This is a genomic window from Rubrobacter calidifluminis (assembly GCF_028617075.1).
GTDB classification, from domain to species: Bacteria; Actinomycetota; Rubrobacteria; order Rubrobacterales; family Rubrobacteraceae; genus Rubrobacter_E; species Rubrobacter_E calidifluminis.
Window position 1 is genome coordinate 142,450 of sequence record NZ_JAQKGV010000002.1, and the last position, 14,515, is coordinate 156,964.

Here is a 14,515-nt window from a genome sequence, read left to right on the forward strand (position 1 = left end):
AGCATCGGAAGCGAAGGAGGTCCTTGGCTAAGGAAGGCGTCATAGAGGTTGAGGGAACGGTAACGGAGGCGTTGCCAAACACCCAGTTCAGGGTGGAGCTCGACAACGGGCACGAAGTTCTGGCCCACATCTCCGGCAAGATGCGGATGAACTACATCCGGATACTCCCCGGGGACAGGGTCAAGGTGGAGCTCAGCCCGTACGACCTTAACCGGGGACGGATAACCTACAGATTCAGGAGCTGATGGCAAGGAGCCTGGAGGACGATGAAGGTAAGAGCGAGTGTGAAACCGATATGCGAGCGGTGCAAGGTAATAAGACGCCGCGGGGTGGTGCGCGTGATCTGCTCCAACCCGCGACACAAGCAGAGGCAGGGGTAGCATGGCGCGGATAGCCGGGGTAGACCTGCCGAGGGAGAAGAGGGTCGAGATCGGCCTGACCTACATCTACGGCATCGGCCGCTCGACGGCGAAGAAGATCTGCGCCGAGACCGGGGTCGATCCCGACACCAAGGTGCGCGATCTGGCCGAGGGCGAGATCAGCGCGATCCGCAGCTACATAGACCAGAACCTGCGGGTCGAGGGTGATCTCAGGCGCGAGGTGAACCAGAACATACGGCGTCTGATAGACATCGGCTGCTACCGCGGCATCAGGCACCGCAGGGGGTTGCCGGTGCGCGGGCAGCGCACCCGGACCAACGCGCGTTCGCGCAAGGGACCGAGGCCGGCGATAGGCGGGAGGAAGAAGTAGATGGGCAGGCAGCGCCAGCGCACGCGCGGGGGACGTTCGCGCCGCAGGGTCCGCCGGAACATATCCACCGCGGTTGTGCACATAAAGAGCTCCTTCAACAACACGATCATCAGCGTCACCGACCCGGAGGGCAACGTCATCGCCTGGGAGTCGGCGGGTTCTCTGGGCTTCAAGGGCAGCCGCAAGAGCACCCCCTACGCCGCGCAGATGACCGCCGAGAGCGCGGCGAACAAAGCGATGGAGCAGGGCGTGCGCCGGGTGGACATCCAGGTCAAGGGCCACGGGGCGGGTCGGGACATGGCGACCAGGACGTTCCAGGCTCTCGGGATCGAGGTTCTCTCGATAAAGGATGTCACCGGGCAGCCGCACAACGGCTGCCGGCCGCCCAAGAGGCGCAGAGGCTAGAGCGAGCAGGAGGGTACTGAGAAGCAGTGGCGCGTTATACGGGACCGAGAGGCAGGCGCGACCGCCGGGCCGGCGTGATGATCTCCTCGATGCAGAAGAATCCGCTGGAGAGGAAGCCCTACCCGCCGGGAGAACACGGCCGGGGCCGTCAGCGGCAGACGGAGTACGGCATCCGGCTGATGGAGAAGCAGAAGGCCCGCTGGTACTACGGCGTGTCGGAGAAGCAGTTCAGGCGGGCCTACGAGAAGGCGAGCCGTGCTCAGGGCGTCACGGGTGAGAACCTGCTGCGCCTGATGGAGCTGAGGATGGACAACGTGGTCTACAGGATGGGCTTCGCCACCAGCAGGCCTCAGGCGCGGCAGCTCGTGGTGCACGGGCACTTCCTGCTCAACGGCCGCAAACACAACATCCCCTCGGCGGTTCTGAAGCCGGGGGACGTGATCACGGTGCGCGACAAGAGCCGCAGGATCGAGCCGATCCAGAACGCCGTGGAGCAGGTGGTGGCGGTCCCCGCGTGGCTCGAGGCCGACCACGAGAACTTCACCGGCCGGGTGCTCCACGTGCCGAGCCGGGACGAGATCGACGCCCCGGTCGAGGAGCAGCTGATCGTCGAGTACTACAGCCGGTAACGGTACCGGAAGAGTCTTTTTCTGGCAGGTGATGGTGATTTGACGATGTTGGACGTAGCACCGCCCCGTTTCAGGGTGGAAGAGGAGGAAGAACGGCGGGCGATCTTCGTCGCCGAGCCGCTGCCCCGTGGGCTCGGCCACACTCTGGGCAACTCGCTGCGGCGGGTGATGCTCAGCGGCCTGCCGGGGGCCGCGGTGACCAAGGTGCGCATCGAGGGCGTCTCGCACGAGTTCTCGACGATCCCCGGCGTCAGGGAGGATGTGGTCGACCTCATCCTCAACATCAAGGAGCTCAAGTTCAAGCTCGAGCGTGACGAGCCGGTGGAGCTGGAGGTCAACAAGAGCGGTCCCGCCGAAGTCACCGCCGGGGACATCGAGCTCAAGGCGGACGTCGAGGTGGTGGACCCCGAGACGCACATCGCCACCGTCTCCGAGGGCGGCAGGCTGGAGATGCGCCTGACGGTGGAGCGTGGGGTCGGCTACGTGCGGGCCGAGCAGAACAAGAGCGACGCGGACCCGATCGGGGTGATCGCGGTCGACTCTCTGTTCTCGCCGGTGCAGAAGGTAAACTACTCGGTGAGCGAGACGCGGGCTGGGGCACGCACCGACCTGGATTCGCTGAGGATCGAGGTGGAGACCGACGGCAGGATCTCCCCGCGCGAGGCCCTGCAGAGCGCGGCGCGCCAGCTCATCGACATGCTCGGGCTCTTCACCGACGGCTACGAGGGCTCGCGCGCCCCGGAGAACCGCTGGAGCGGCGGCCGTCAGGTGATAACGGACGAGCGCCCGATAGAGGAGCTGGAGCTCACCGTGCGCTCCTACAACTGCCTCAAGCGTGAGGGCGTGGACACCATCGGTCAGCTGGCGACGATGACCGAGGAGGAGCTGATGAACATCCGCAACCTCGGGATGAAGAGCGTCGAGGAGATCCGGTCCAAACTCGCGGAGTACGGTTATCAGCTGGAGAGCGAGAACTATGAGACACGCTAAGAGGGGACGCAAGCTGGGACGCGACGCCGCCCACCGCCGGGCGATGCTCGGCACGATGGCCGGGCAGCTCATAACCCACGGCAGGATCAGGACGACCGAGCCGAGGGCGAAGGAGCTGCGTGGGGTGGTGGACCGGCTCATCACAACGGCCAAGCGCGACGACCTGCACGCCCGCAGGCAGGCGGTGCGCGTCCTGAAGGACAAGAGGGTCGTGCGCAAGCTCTTCGAGGACGTGGCCCCGGAGCTCGACGATCGCAGCTCGGGCTACACCCGCATCCTCAAGCTGGGTCCGCGTCCGGGCGACGGCGCCGAGCAGGTCTACCTGGAGCTGGTGAACTACCGACCCACGGAGGGATAGACGCCGGAGGGGTTCTCCGCAGAGAGTCTTCCCGGTGGGGCCCGCCGCGGCGGGCCCCCGGTCGTCTCTTTCTCCGGGGTGTCGTGCCTCTACCCGGGGTCTTCGCGCGCGGCCGTCTCGGGGCTCGACTTTTCGGTATACGAGGGCGAGTACGTCGGGGTGGCCGGTCCGAACGGGGGCGGAAAATCCACGCTCGTCAAACTCCTGAACGGGCTGCTCGTGGCGTGTGAGGGCGAGGTGAGGGTGGCGGGCTTCGACCCCGCCGCCGAACCGCACGAGGTGCGCCGCAGGGTCTCTTTGGTCTTCCAGAACCCGGAGAGCAACCTCATCGCGCCCTCCGTCGAGGACGACGTGGCCTTCGGGCTCGAGAACCTGGGCGTGGAGCGGGGGGAGATGCGCCGGCGGGTCGTCGCAGCGCTCTCTTCCGTCGGCCTTGCGGGTTACGAGCGCCGCGAGCCGCACACGCTCTCCGGGGGCGAGAAGCAGCGCGTCGCGCTCGCGGGGGCGCTGGCGATGGAGACGGAGGTGCTCGCGCTCGACGAGCCGACCTCGATGCTGGACCCAGCCGGCAGGAGGGAGGTTCTGGAGGTGATCCGGGCGCTGAAACGCAGGCGCACCATAGTTCATGTCTCGCACGACCTCTCCGATCTTCTGGCAGCCGACCGCGTGCTGCTACTGCGCAGAGGTCGGCTGCTCGCCGACCTGCCTCCCTCGGGGCTGCTCGCCGACGGCCGGCTCCTCGAGGAGGCGGGCCTGGTTCTGCCGGTCGCCGCGAGGCTCGCCGCCGGGCTCGGCCTCGGGGTCTGCACCGGTCCGGAGGAGCTCGCGCGGGCCGTATTGAAGCGGCTGGGGGTGCAGACCCGATGAGGCTCGAGCTGGAGGATATCTGGTACTCCTATCCGGGAGGACGTGCGGTCCTTAAGGGGATCTCGCTCGCCGTCGCGGAGGGGGAGGTGCTCGGGATTATAGGCCCCACGGGCTCGGGGAAGAGCACGCTCGCCCGGCAGATGAACCTGCTGCTCGAGCCGGAGCGCGGACGGGTCCTCATAGACGGGGAGGACGCCGGGCGGATGGACCGCAGGGAAATCCGGCGCAGGATCGGGCTCTCCTTCCAGTTCCCCGAGGCTGCGCTCTTCGCCCCGACCGTGAGGGAGGACGTCGCCTTCGCCCCGAGGCAGCTCGGGCTGCCGGAAGAGGAGGTGACGGAGAGGACGGAGCGGGCGCTCGCGGCGCTGGACGCCTCCCACCTCGCGGAGCGTTCGATCTACGCGCTCTCCGGCGGCGAGAAGCGTAGGGTGGCCATAGCCGGTGTTCTGGCCATGGAACCCGAGGTGCTCGTGCTCGACGAACCGACGGCGGGCCTCGATCCCGCGAGCAGGCGGGCCCTGATCTCGTTGATCGGCGATCTCGCGGGGGAGGGTAGGTCGGTGGTTCTCATCTCGCACGACGTCGACGAGGTGGCGGAGGTGTCCGACCGTGTCTGCCTGCTCGATGATGGGGTGGTGCGCGCGTTCGGGACGCCTGCGGAGGTCTTCTACGCAAATCCGGATTTCGCCCCGGCGACCGTACGGACCGTGCTGCACCTGCTGGAGAGCTTCCCGCACCTCGGCCGACCGGTGCGTTTCGGCGAGACGCTCTCGGTCCTCAGGGATCTTCTGGAGGGGTAGCGTGGTACGGAGGGGCTTCGGCAGGTTCTACCCGGCGTCCTCCCCGCTGCATGCGCTCGACCCGCGTACGAAGCTGCTCGGGACGGTGCTGGTCGTGGCGGGGCTCTTCTTCGTCGGGAGCCTGGCGGGGCTCGCGCTCTTCGCCGCGGCGGTGGGCATCCTGTTCGTGGCGAGCCGGGTCCCGCCGCGGGCTTTCCTGGGGGCGCTCTGGCCGGTGTCTTACATCGTCCTCCTGACTTTCGTCTTTCAGGCCCTCTTCTACCATCGGGGAGCGATCGTGTTCTCCTCCGGCCCGGTCGAGGTTCACGCCGGGGGGATCCGGATGGGCTTCTTCCTCGCCTCCCGGATAGTGCTGCTCGTGCTGGCCGCCGGCCTTCTCACCGCGACCACCAGCCCTCTCGCGCTCGCCGACGGGCTCGAGATCCTCCTCTCGCCGCTGCGCCGGGTGCGCTTCCCGGTCCACGAGCTGACGATGATGGTAACGATAGCGCTGCGCTTCATCCCGACGCTGCAGGAGGAGGCGGAGAGGATACGCGAGGCCCAGGCCGCACGAGGGGCCGTCTTCGACGAGGGCGGCCTGCTCGGGCGCGCGAGGAGCTTCGTCCCTATCCTGGTGCCCCTCACGGTCGGGGCGTTCCGGCAGGCCGACGAGCTCGCCGAGGCGATGGAGAGCCGGGGCTACCGCGGCGGTGCGGGCCGCACCCGCTACCGCGAGCTGCATTTCGGCGGACAGGATGCGCTGGCGCTCACCTGCGCCGCGCTGCTCTTCCTCGCGGGGGTGGCGCTGTGAGGTTCGCCGGGCTCGTCGAATACGACGGGACGGACTTCTCCGGCTGGGCCCGCCAGCCGGGCCGGAGGACGGTCGAGGAGACGCTCTCCCGGGCGCTCTCCACCATTTTGCGCCAGCCGGTGAGGCTCACCGCCGCGGGGCGCACCGACGCCGGCGTACACGCACGGGGGCAGGTCGTCTCCTTCGACGCCGAGACCGGCCTCTCCCCATCCCTCATCGCCTACAAGACCAGCGCCGTACTGCCGGAGGACGTCGCCCTGCGCCGCTGCGTACGCGTCCCCGAGGGGTTCGACGCCCGGCGGGACGCCGTGAACCGCAGCTACGAGTACAGGATAGTGAACTCCCCGACCCGCTCGCCGCTTGAGCGCCGCTACGCCGTCCACGTGCCGGCTGTCCTCGACCGGGATTTGCTCGCGGAGGCCGCCTCGCTCGTTCGCGGCACCCACGACTTCAGGGCCTTCACCCCGGCGAAGACCTACCACGTCCGCTTCGAGCGGCTAATCAGCGAATCCCGTTGGGAGGAGAAGGGTGACGTCCTTGCCTACAGGATCACGGCCGACGCCTTCATGTACAACATGGTCCGCTCGCTGGTGGGCACGATGCTCGAGGTGGCGCGCGGCAGGAGGAGCCTGAGGGATTTCGGCCGCCTGCTCGAGGGTGCAGAGCGCTCCGAGGCCGGCCCGACGGCGCCGGCGAGGGGCCTCACCCTCGTCGGGGTGGAGTATGATGAGGACCCATGGGAGAGAAGCGATGATGGATGAGGCAGTGCTGGAGGCGTTGGACGCCTACGTGGAGTGCCTTTTCGCGCCGCAGGACGAAGCCCTCGAGTTCACGCTCTCCGCCTCGCGCCGCGCCGGGCTCCCGGACATACAGGTCTCCCCGGCCGAGGGACGGTTGCTGCAGCTGCTGGCTCTGATGGTCGGGGCGGGGCGCATCCTCGAGATAGGGACCCTCGGCGGCTACAGCGCCATCCATCTCGCCCGCGCCCTGCCCGACGTGGGGACCATGGTCTCTCTGGAGGCGAGCGCGCACCACGCGGAGGTGGCCCGCGCCAACATCGAGCACGCCGGGCTCTCCGAAAAAGTCGAGGTCCGCACCGGTGACGCCCGCAAGCTCCTCGCCCGTATGATCCAGGACGGCGAAGAGCCCTTCGACGTCGTCTTCATAGACGCAGACAAGAGAGGCTACCCGGAATACCTCGAGCTCTCCCTCACGCTCTCCCATCCCGGTACCCTCATCCTCGCCGACAACACCTTCCGGGGCGGCGCCGTGGTACAGCCCGCGGACGAAACCTCCCGCGTCCTGCACGAGTTCAACCTCTCGCTGGCGCGCGATCCCCGGCTCGACTCGATCCTGATACCCGTCGTCAGAGAGCGGGTGGATGGCCTCTCCATCGCCAGGGTGAAGAACATCTGAGCCCGTTTCCGGCTTAGAAAGGGCTTTTGCAGGACTTTCCCAAAATACCGTTGACACTGAAACGGCCCGGCAGCATAATGAGAGCGGCGCCGGTCGCCGGGCCCTTGGGGTCTGGCGCGAAGAGGGAATCCGGTGAGAATCCGGAGCTGCCCCGCAGCGGTGAGCGGGAACGAAAGCCGCAAGGGAGGCACTGACCCCTGATCTCCGGGGGCTGGGAAGCCGCGGCGAGTAGGTGGCCTGTGAGCCCGAAGACCTGCCGGCGCTGCCGCCTTTGGGGGCGGGTGGTGGTCTGGCCTTCGAGGGAGAGGTCGGCCGCGCGAGAGGGTTGATGTCGTGCCGGGGTGGAGGGCCGTCCCGGTTTCTCACATCTTCCTTGCGGCCGCCTCTTTTCACGAAGGCTGAGAGTGAGGAAGACGGACGAAGGGGGAGCGTTTTGATCACGGGGGAGATGCAGGTCAGGAAGCGGGATGGTCGGATCGTTGCTTTCGACGCGGGCAGGATAGCTCGAGCCGTCGAAGGAGCGTTCCGCGCGGAGCGGGGGCTCGGCAGGGACGACGCACTCGACGAAGAGCTGCGCGAGGAGGTCGAGCGCACGACGACGGCGGTGGTCTCGCGCCTGCCGCGGGACGGCGGGCCGGTCGAGGTGGAGACCATACAGGATCTCGTCGAGGAGCAGCTCATGCGCGACGGGAACTACCGGGTTGCCCGCCGCTACATCGTCTACCGCGAGGAGCGCAAGAAGGCGCGGATGCTGCGCGGCGAGGAGGGCGAGGCCCGGGGCGGTCCCTCCATCAGGGTACGCTACGCGGACGGCAGGGAGAGCGCGGTGGAGACCTGGCGCATCCGGCGCAGGATCGAGGAGGCCTGCCGGGACCTTCCGGACGTGGATCCGCAGCGGGTTTTGGACGAGACGCTCGCCTCGCTCTACGACGGGATAACGCCGGGGCAGCTGCAGCAGGCGATGGTGCTCGCCGCGCGCTCGTTCATAGAGGTCGAGCCCGCATACAGCACGGTCGCCGCCCGTCTTTTGCTCGGGATCATCTACCGGGAGGCGTGGGGCGGGATGCCGCGACCGGAGGAGTTCGAGGAGGTCTATCGTGCCCGCTTCGCGGAGTCTCTGCGGCGGGGTGTCGAGGCCGAGAGGCTCGATCCAAAGCTGCTCGACTTCGACCTGGAGAAGGTCTCCGCCGCGCTCGAGCCCGCCCGTGACGACAGCTTCACCTACCTGGGGCTTCAGACCATCTACGACCGGTACCTCATCCAGGCCGACGAGCAGCGCATAGAGTGCCCGCAGTACTTCTGGATGCGGGTCGCGATGGGGCTCGCGCTGCGCGAGGAGGAGCGCGAAGAGCGGGCCATAGAGTTCTACCAGATGCTCTCCACCTTCCGGGTCGTCTCCGCCACGCCCACCCTCTTCAACTCCGGGACTACGCACCCGCAGCTCTCCAGCTGCTACCTCACCACCGTCTCCGACGATCTCGAGGGCATCTTCAAGGCCATCTCCGACAACGCCAAGCTCAGCAAGTGGGCCGGCGGGCTCGGCAACGACTGGAGCCGCATCCGGGCTACGGGTTCTCTCATCAAGGGGACGGGCGGCAAGAGCCAGGGGGTCATCCCGTTCCTCAAGATCGTCAACGACACCGCCGTGGCGGTGAACCAGGGCGGCAAGCGCAAGGGTGCGGCCTGCGCCTACCTGGAGACCTGGCACCTCGACATAGAGGACTTTCTCGAGCTCAGGAAGAACACCGGGGACGAGCGGCGCCGCACCCACGATATGAACACCGCGGGCTGGGTGCCGGACCTCTTCATCAAGCGGGTCATCGAGGGTGGGGAGTGGACTCTCTTCTCCCCGAACGAGGTCCCGGATCTGCACGAGCTCTACGGCCGGGCGTTCGAGGAGCGCTACCTGGAGTACGAGCGGATGGCGGAGGAGGGGAAGCTCCGGCAGTACAAGAAGGTCGAGGCCACATCCCTGTGGAAGAAGATGCTCTCGATGCTCTTCGAGACCGGGCACCCCTGGATCACCTTCAAGGACCCCTCCAACATCCGCTCGCCGCAGGATCACGCCGGCGTGGTGCACAGCTCCAACCTCTGCACCGAGATACTGCTGAACACCTCCGACGAGGAGACCGCCGTCTGCAACCTGGCCTCGGTCAACCTGGCGGCCCACACCGACGCCTACGGTCTCGACGAGGAGAGGCTCGCCGAGACCGTGAGGGTCGCCGTGAGGATGCTGGACAACGTCATCGACATAAACTTCTACCCCACGCCCGAGGCGCGGCGGGCCAACCTCAGGCACCGTCCGGTGGGGCTGGGGATCATGGGCTTTCAGGACGCGCTCTTCGAGCAGCGCATCAGCTACGCGAGCGAAGAGGCCATCCGCTTCGCCGACTACTCGATGGAGTTCATCTCCTACCACGCCATCCTCGCCTCCACCGAGCTCGCTGCCGAGCGGGGCACCTACGAGAGCTACGAGGGCTCTAAGTGGAGCCGGGGGCTGCTGCCCATAGACACGATAGACCTGCTCGAGGAGGAGCGCGGGATGCCGGTCCTGATGGACCGGCAGAGGACGCTCGACTGGGAGCCGGTGAGAAAGGCCGTCGCCGAGCACGGGATGAGGAACAGCAACGTGATGGCCATAGCCCCGACCGCGACCATCTCGAACATCTCCGGCGTCTCGCAGTCCATCGAGCCCACCTACTCGAACCTCTACGTCAAGAGTAACCTCTCAGGGGACTTCACCATCGTCAACGAGCACCTGGTGCGTGATCTCAAGAAGCGCGGGCTCTGGGACGAGGAGATGCTCGAGGACCTCAAGTACTTCGACGGCTCGGTGCAGGAGATAGAGCGCATCCCCGAAGACCTCAAGAAACTCTACCTCACCGCCTTCGAGATAGACTCCGGCTGGCTCATAGACTGCGCGAGCCGCCGCCAGAAGTGGCTGGACATGGGGCAGTCGCTGAACCTCTACCTCGCCCGCCCGAGCGGCCGGGAGCTCTCCGAGATGTACCTCAACGCCTGGCGCAAAGGTCTCAAGACCACCTACTACCTGCGCAGCCGCGGGGCCACGGGCGTCGAGAAGGCGAGCATGGACATCAACAAGCGGGGCATCCAGCCGCGCTGGATGAAGAGCGTCTCGGCCTCCAGCCGGGTGAAGGTGGAGGAGGACGAGCCTGTCGTGAGGGGGGCGACCTGCTCCCCGGACGACGTCGAGTGCGAGGCCTGCCAGTAGGTAGAAGAGAGGAGGGAGATTCATGTCCCAGTGCTGTGGTGGAGGGGGCGAGAAGCCCTATGACCTCAGCAAGAGGATAAACGTCGAGGACAAGCGGCTTTTGAACTGCAAGGCCGTGGACGTCAACCAGCTGTGGCCGCTCAAGTACGAGTGGGCCTGGGAGCACTACCTCAACGGGTGTGCGAACAACTGGATGCCTTCCGAGGTGCCGATGCAGAAGGACATCTCGCTCTGGCACTCCCCCGACGGGCTCACCGACGCCGAGCGGCTCGTGATCATGCGCAACCTCGGGTTCTTCTCGACCGGAGAGTCGCTCGTCGGCAACAACATCGTGCTCGCCATCTTCGAGCACATCACCAACCCCGAGGCGCGCCAGTACCTCCTCAGGCAGGCCTACGAGGAGGCCGTCCACACCCACGCCTTCCACTACATCGTCGAGTCTCTGGGCCTCGACGGGCGCGAGGTCTTCAACATGTACCACGAGGTCGACTCGATCCGGGGCAAGGACGAGTTCGTCATGTCGCTCACCGAGGCGATCATGCGCCCGGGCTTCACCACCGAGACGGTCGAGGGGATCCAGGAGTTCATCAAGAACCTGGTCGGCTTCTACGTGATCATGGAGGGGATCTTCTTCTACTCCGGGTTCGTGATGATCCTCTCGTTCCACCGCCAGAACCGGATGACAGGCATCGGCGAGCAGTTCCAGTACATCCTGCGCGACGAGACGGTCCACCTCAACTTCGGGATAGACCTCATCAACACCATAAAGGAGGAGAACCCGGAGGCCTGGACCCCGGAGCTGCGGCGCGAGATCGTGGAGATGATCCGCAAGGCCGTCGAGTTCGAGATAGCCTACGCGAAGGCGTGCCTGCCGGAGGGCGTGCTCGGGCTCAACGCGGACCTGTTCCGCGAGTACGTCGGCTACATCGCCGATAGGCGTCTCAGGAGGATCGGGCTGCCCGCGCAGTACCGCTCGCGCAACCCCTTCCCCTGGATGAGCGAGACGATGGACCTCACCAAGGAGAAGAACTTCTTCGAGACGCGGGTCACCGAGTACCAGAGCGCGGGCTCGCTCATCTGGGACTGAGGCAACACGGGAGAGTCCCCGGGGGCCTTTGGCGGCTTCCCGGGGCCTTCTCGTGCCTGACCTTATTGTAGGTGTATGCTACTATTTGACGCGTCGTCAGGGTCAGTTGTAACCGTCGGAGATTCCGGAGGAACATGAAGAGTTACATGGCGCGACCCGGAACGGTCGAGCGGAAGTGGTACGTCATAGACGCCGAGGGCAAGCATCTTGGGCGTCTGGCCGCCGAGATAGCGATGCTCCTGCGGGGCAAGAGGAAACCACAGTACACCCCGCACGTGGACGTGGGGGACTTCGTGGTCGTCGTGAACGCCGAGAAGGTCGTGGTCAGCGGGCGCAAGGCCGAGCAGAAGCTCTACCGCTGGCACACGGGATACCCGGGCGGGCTCAAGAGCCGCACCTACGAGGAGATGCTGCAGAAGCGGCCGACCGAGATCATCCGCAAGGCGGTCTACGGGATGATGCCCAAGACCAGGCTCGCCCGCAGGCAGCTCGGGAAGTTGAAGATCTACGCCGGGCCTGAGCACCCGCACGCAGCTCAGAGCCCCGAGCCCTACGAGGTGAGGTGAGAGGTTTGGCAGAGGCACTCTACAGAGCCACGGGCAGGCGCAAGACCTCCGTCGCGCAGGTCAGGCTGTACGCCGGGGACGGCAGGATCACGGTGAATGGCAGGGACTACACGGAGTACTTCCCGCGCCTGACCTACCAGCGGACGGTGCGCTCCCCGCTGGAGATACTCGACGCCGCCGGGCGCTACGACGTGGTGGCGAAGGTCACGGGCGGTGGTCTCACCGGGCAGGCCGAGGCGCTGCGTCACGGCATAGCGCGGGCGCTGGCGGAGGAGTCCCAGCAGGCACGCGGAGACCTCAAGGAGGCGGGTTTCCTCACCCGCGACGCGCGGGCCGTCGAGCGCAAGAAGTACGGCCTCAAGAAGGCCCGCAAGCGCCCGCAGTTCTCCAAGCGTTAGTTACGCGGGAGATTTCCCACTGTCACCGTTGCCGGGCGCCGGGTGGATCGGGTTGGCTGGGTCGAGGATCAGGTTCGGTACGGACGGGGTGCGGGGGGAGGCGAACTCCACCCTGCGCCCGGAGCACGCGCTACGCCTCGGCCTCGCCGCCGCCCGGACGCTCGGCAGGCGGGTGTGCATCGGGCGCGACACCCGGCTCTCGGGCGGGATGCTCTCGTGTGCGCTGGCGGCCGGGCTCGCGAGCGGCGGGACGGAGGTGCTCGACCTCGGTGTCTTGCCGACGCCGGCGGTCGCGGCACTCGCTCCCGAGCTCGGGATGGATGCGGCGGGGGTGGTGAGCGCCTCGCACAACCCCTACCCGGACAACGGCATAAAGTTCTTCTCCGGCGAGGGGGTCAAGCTCTCCGGGGAGCAGGAGCGGGAGCTCGAACGCCTCGCGGCCGGGGAGTTCCCGGAGCGGCCCGTCGGCAGCGGGGTCGGCGGCGTGAGGGCGGTGGAGGATGCCGCCGGCATGTACGTCGAGGGGGTTCTCTCGCGGCTGTATCCGGATGCCGGAGGCCGTAGGATACTGCTCGACTGCGCCAACGGGGCGGCGTGCGAGACCGCTCCGCTGGCCTTCGAGAGGCTCGGAGCGCATTTCGGGCTGGTCGCGGCGGAGCCGGACGGCACGAACATAAACGACGGCTGCGGTTCGACCCACATAGGAGATCTCGACCCCTCCGGGTACGACGTGGCCTTCGCCTTCGACGGGGACGCCGACCGGGTGCTCGCGCTGGACGAGCGCGGAGGGGTGGTGGATGGGGACAGGATCATCGCCATCCTGGCCCGGGACCTCGCCGAGCGGGGCCAGATAGGCGGGGGGATCGTGGTGACCGTCATGAGCAACCTGGGGTTTTTCAAGGCGATGGAGCGGCTGGGGATACCCTGCGAGGTCGTACCGGTCGGGGACAGGTACGTGGCCGAGGCGATGCGGCGTACGGGTGCTGCGGTGGGCGGGGAGCAGTCCGGGCACGTGATCGTTTCGCGTTACACGAAGACCGGGGACGGGCTCGTGACCGCGCTGGCGCTGCTCGAGGTTATGGAGCGTTCCGGGATGCCGCTGTACGAGCTGGCGGGGGTGATGGAGGTCTACCCGCAAACCCTGATCAACGTGCCCGTCGGTGGAGCTGATGCGGGGGAGGTCTGCGGCTCGGAGGAGGTGAGGCGGGCGGTGGAGGAGGCCCGGCGCCGGCTCGGGGACGAGGGGCGTATTTTGCTCAGGCCGAGCGGGACGGAACCGGTGGTACGGGTCATGGTCGAGCACCTGGACGAGAGGGTGTGCACGGAGGTGTGTGAAGAAGTTGCAGAGGTGGTCGCGGGGGTGAGGTGTTGAGGTTCGTGGGATGCGCCCTGGCCTGGCGGCCGGGAGAGGCGGACAAAAAGGTCTCGGCGCTCTCGGTCCTCGACGAGCGGGGCAACATCATAGCCAACACCTTCTGCGGGACGGTCGAGGAGATCGCGGGCGCTGTCGAGGGCTACGATGCAGGACACGGTGAGATCATCGTCGGCGTCGATGCTCCGCTCGCGGTGCCGAACGAGCGGGGAACCCGGCGGGTGGAGCGGCTGCTCTCGCGGCTTTCGCTCCCGGCTTACTCTGCGAGCCGCAAGATCTTCGACGGCCGACCCCGCTCGGAGGAGCTGCTCGCGGCGCTGGAGAAGGTCGGTATCGAGTACACCGACTACCCGTTCAGGCGCGAGCGTGACCAGAGCGTCGTCGTCGAGGTCGACTCGGCTGCGACCCTCAAGGTGCTCTCGCTCGAGCGCAAGGGGATTTCTCAGAACGGCGACCTCTCCCGTCGGCTGGAGGAGATGAGGGAGCCGAGGTTGCGCAAGGGCAACAAGAAGGCCCGGGCGGAGGCGATAAAGGACGCGATAGACGTCCTGTGGAACACCCCGGGGCTGAGGTTGCGCACCGGGAACCTCTCGGCGGACCTGCACTCGCCCGAGAACGTGGACCTCTCGAAGCTTGAGGTGAACGAGGAGCTCTCCCACGCCGAGCTGGACCGGATCGTCGCCCTGATCGAGGCCACGCTCGCCGCCTACACGGTATACCGCCACTGGAAGGGTCGCGACGGTTCGCTCGTGCTCGGCAGCGGGGATGCGGGGGCGGTCCTCATCCCGGCGAGCGGGGCGCTGCGCGGGTGGATCTTCCGGGAGTGCAGGGCCGCCGGGATGCCCTGCGCCTGAG

The 14,515-nt window shown here is 67.1% G+C and carries 18 protein-coding genes and 1 riboswitch; all 18 genes read left to right on the forward strand.

Annotated features, from left to right (window positions below; all coding sequences use genetic code 11):
• Window positions 1-23 precede the first annotated feature (23 nt).
• The 18 genes from infA to PJB24_RS02680 all read left to right on the forward strand — a co-directional run bounded on the left by infA (window position 24) and on the right by PJB24_RS02680 (window position 14,514).
• Complete coding sequence (infA, locus tag PJB24_RS02595; RefSeq protein ID WP_273842365.1) at window positions 24-245, forward strand: translation initiation factor IF-1; 222 nt, start codon at window positions 24-26, stop codon at window positions 243-245.
• 21 nt (window positions 246-266) lie between these two features.
• Window positions 267-380: a 50S ribosomal protein L36 gene (gene rpmJ / locus PJB24_RS02600; protein ID WP_273842368.1), complete on the forward strand. Its 114-nt coding sequence runs from the start codon at window positions 267-269 to the stop codon at window positions 378-380.
• A 1-nt stretch (window position 381) separates the two neighbouring features.
• Window positions 382-750 (forward strand): 30S ribosomal protein S13, encoded by a 369-nt coding sequence (gene rpsM / locus PJB24_RS02605; protein WP_273842371.1) that lies wholly within the window; start codon window positions 382-384, stop codon window positions 748-750.
• Entirely contained in the window at window positions 751-1,155 is a 405-nt protein-coding gene (gene rpsK, locus PJB24_RS02610; protein WP_273842373.1) for a 30S ribosomal protein S11, read from the forward strand. It abuts the gene before it with no gap.
• A gap of 26 nt (window positions 1,156-1,181) precedes the next feature.
• A complete protein-coding gene (gene rpsD / locus PJB24_RS02615) occupies window positions 1,182-1,784 on the forward strand; it encodes a 30S ribosomal protein S4 (protein WP_273842377.1) in 603 nt (200 codons plus the stop codon).
• 45 nt (window positions 1,785-1,829) lie between these two features.
• A complete protein-coding gene (locus PJB24_RS02620) occupies window positions 1,830-2,774 on the forward strand; it encodes a DNA-directed RNA polymerase subunit alpha (RefSeq protein WP_273842379.1) in 945 nt (314 codons plus the stop codon).
• Window positions 2,761-3,132 carry a 50S ribosomal protein L17 gene (gene rplQ, locus PJB24_RS02625; RefSeq protein WP_273842382.1) on the forward strand — a complete coding sequence of 124 codons (372 nt, stop codon included), beginning with the start codon at window positions 2,761-2,763 and terminating at the stop codon, window positions 3,130-3,132. The genes PJB24_RS02620 and rplQ overlap by 14 nt, the downstream gene beginning before the upstream one ends.
• Before the next feature lie 78 nt (window positions 3,133-3,210).
• Complete coding sequence (locus PJB24_RS02630; protein WP_273842385.1) at window positions 3,211-3,999, forward strand: ATP-binding cassette domain-containing protein; 789 nt, start codon at window positions 3,211-3,213, stop codon at window positions 3,997-3,999.
• A complete protein-coding gene (locus PJB24_RS02635; RefSeq protein ID WP_273842388.1) occupies window positions 3,996-4,799 on the forward strand; it encodes an energy-coupling factor ABC transporter ATP-binding protein in 804 nt (267 codons plus the stop codon). The genes PJB24_RS02630 and PJB24_RS02635 overlap by 4 nt, the downstream gene beginning before the upstream one ends.
• Before the next feature lies 1 nt (window position 4,800).
• On the forward strand, window positions 4,801-5,589 hold the full coding sequence (locus PJB24_RS02640) for an energy-coupling factor transporter transmembrane component T family protein (RefSeq protein ID WP_273842391.1): 789 nt from the start codon (window positions 4,801-4,803) through the stop codon (window positions 5,587-5,589).
• A complete protein-coding gene (gene truA / locus PJB24_RS02645; protein ID WP_273842392.1) occupies window positions 5,586-6,350 on the forward strand; it encodes a tRNA pseudouridine(38-40) synthase TruA in 765 nt (254 codons plus the stop codon). Before PJB24_RS02640 ends, truA begins: the two co-directional genes overlap by 4 nt.
• Window positions 6,340-7,005, forward strand: coding sequence for an O-methyltransferase (locus PJB24_RS02650; protein ID WP_273842396.1), 666 nt, complete (start codon window positions 6,340-6,342; stop codon window positions 7,003-7,005). Before truA ends, PJB24_RS02650 begins: the two co-directional genes overlap by 11 nt.
• A 73-nt stretch (window positions 7,006-7,078) precedes the next feature.
• Window positions 7,079-7,280, forward strand: a riboswitch (cobalamin riboswitch).
• 173 nt (window positions 7,281-7,453) lie between these two features.
• A complete protein-coding gene (locus tag PJB24_RS02655) occupies window positions 7,454-10,237 on the forward strand; it encodes a ribonucleoside-diphosphate reductase subunit alpha (RefSeq protein WP_420541874.1) in 2,784 nt (927 codons plus the stop codon).
• A 22-nt stretch (window positions 10,238-10,259) separates the two neighbouring features.
• Entirely contained in the window at window positions 10,260-11,324 is a 1,065-nt protein-coding gene (locus PJB24_RS02660) for a ribonucleotide-diphosphate reductase subunit beta (protein WP_273842400.1), read from the forward strand.
• Window positions 11,325-11,458: 134 nt separating this feature from the next.
• Entirely contained in the window at window positions 11,459-11,890 is a 432-nt protein-coding gene (gene rplM, locus PJB24_RS02665) for a 50S ribosomal protein L13 (RefSeq protein ID WP_273842403.1), read from the forward strand.
• Window positions 11,891-11,895: 5 nt separating this feature from the next.
• Window positions 11,896-12,288: a 30S ribosomal protein S9 gene (gene rpsI, locus PJB24_RS02670; protein WP_273842557.1), complete on the forward strand. Its 393-nt coding sequence runs from the start codon at window positions 11,896-11,898 to the stop codon at window positions 12,286-12,288.
• Window positions 12,289-12,340: 52 nt separating this feature from the next.
• Window positions 12,341-13,660, forward strand: coding sequence for a phosphoglucosamine mutase (gene glmM / locus PJB24_RS02675; protein ID WP_273842405.1), 1,320 nt, complete (start codon window positions 12,341-12,343; stop codon window positions 13,658-13,660).
• Entirely contained in the window at window positions 13,657-14,514 is an 858-nt protein-coding gene (locus PJB24_RS02680) for a hypothetical protein (protein ID WP_337958999.1), read from the forward strand. Before glmM ends, PJB24_RS02680 begins: the two co-directional genes overlap by 4 nt.
• Window position 14,515: the final 1 nt, after the last annotated feature.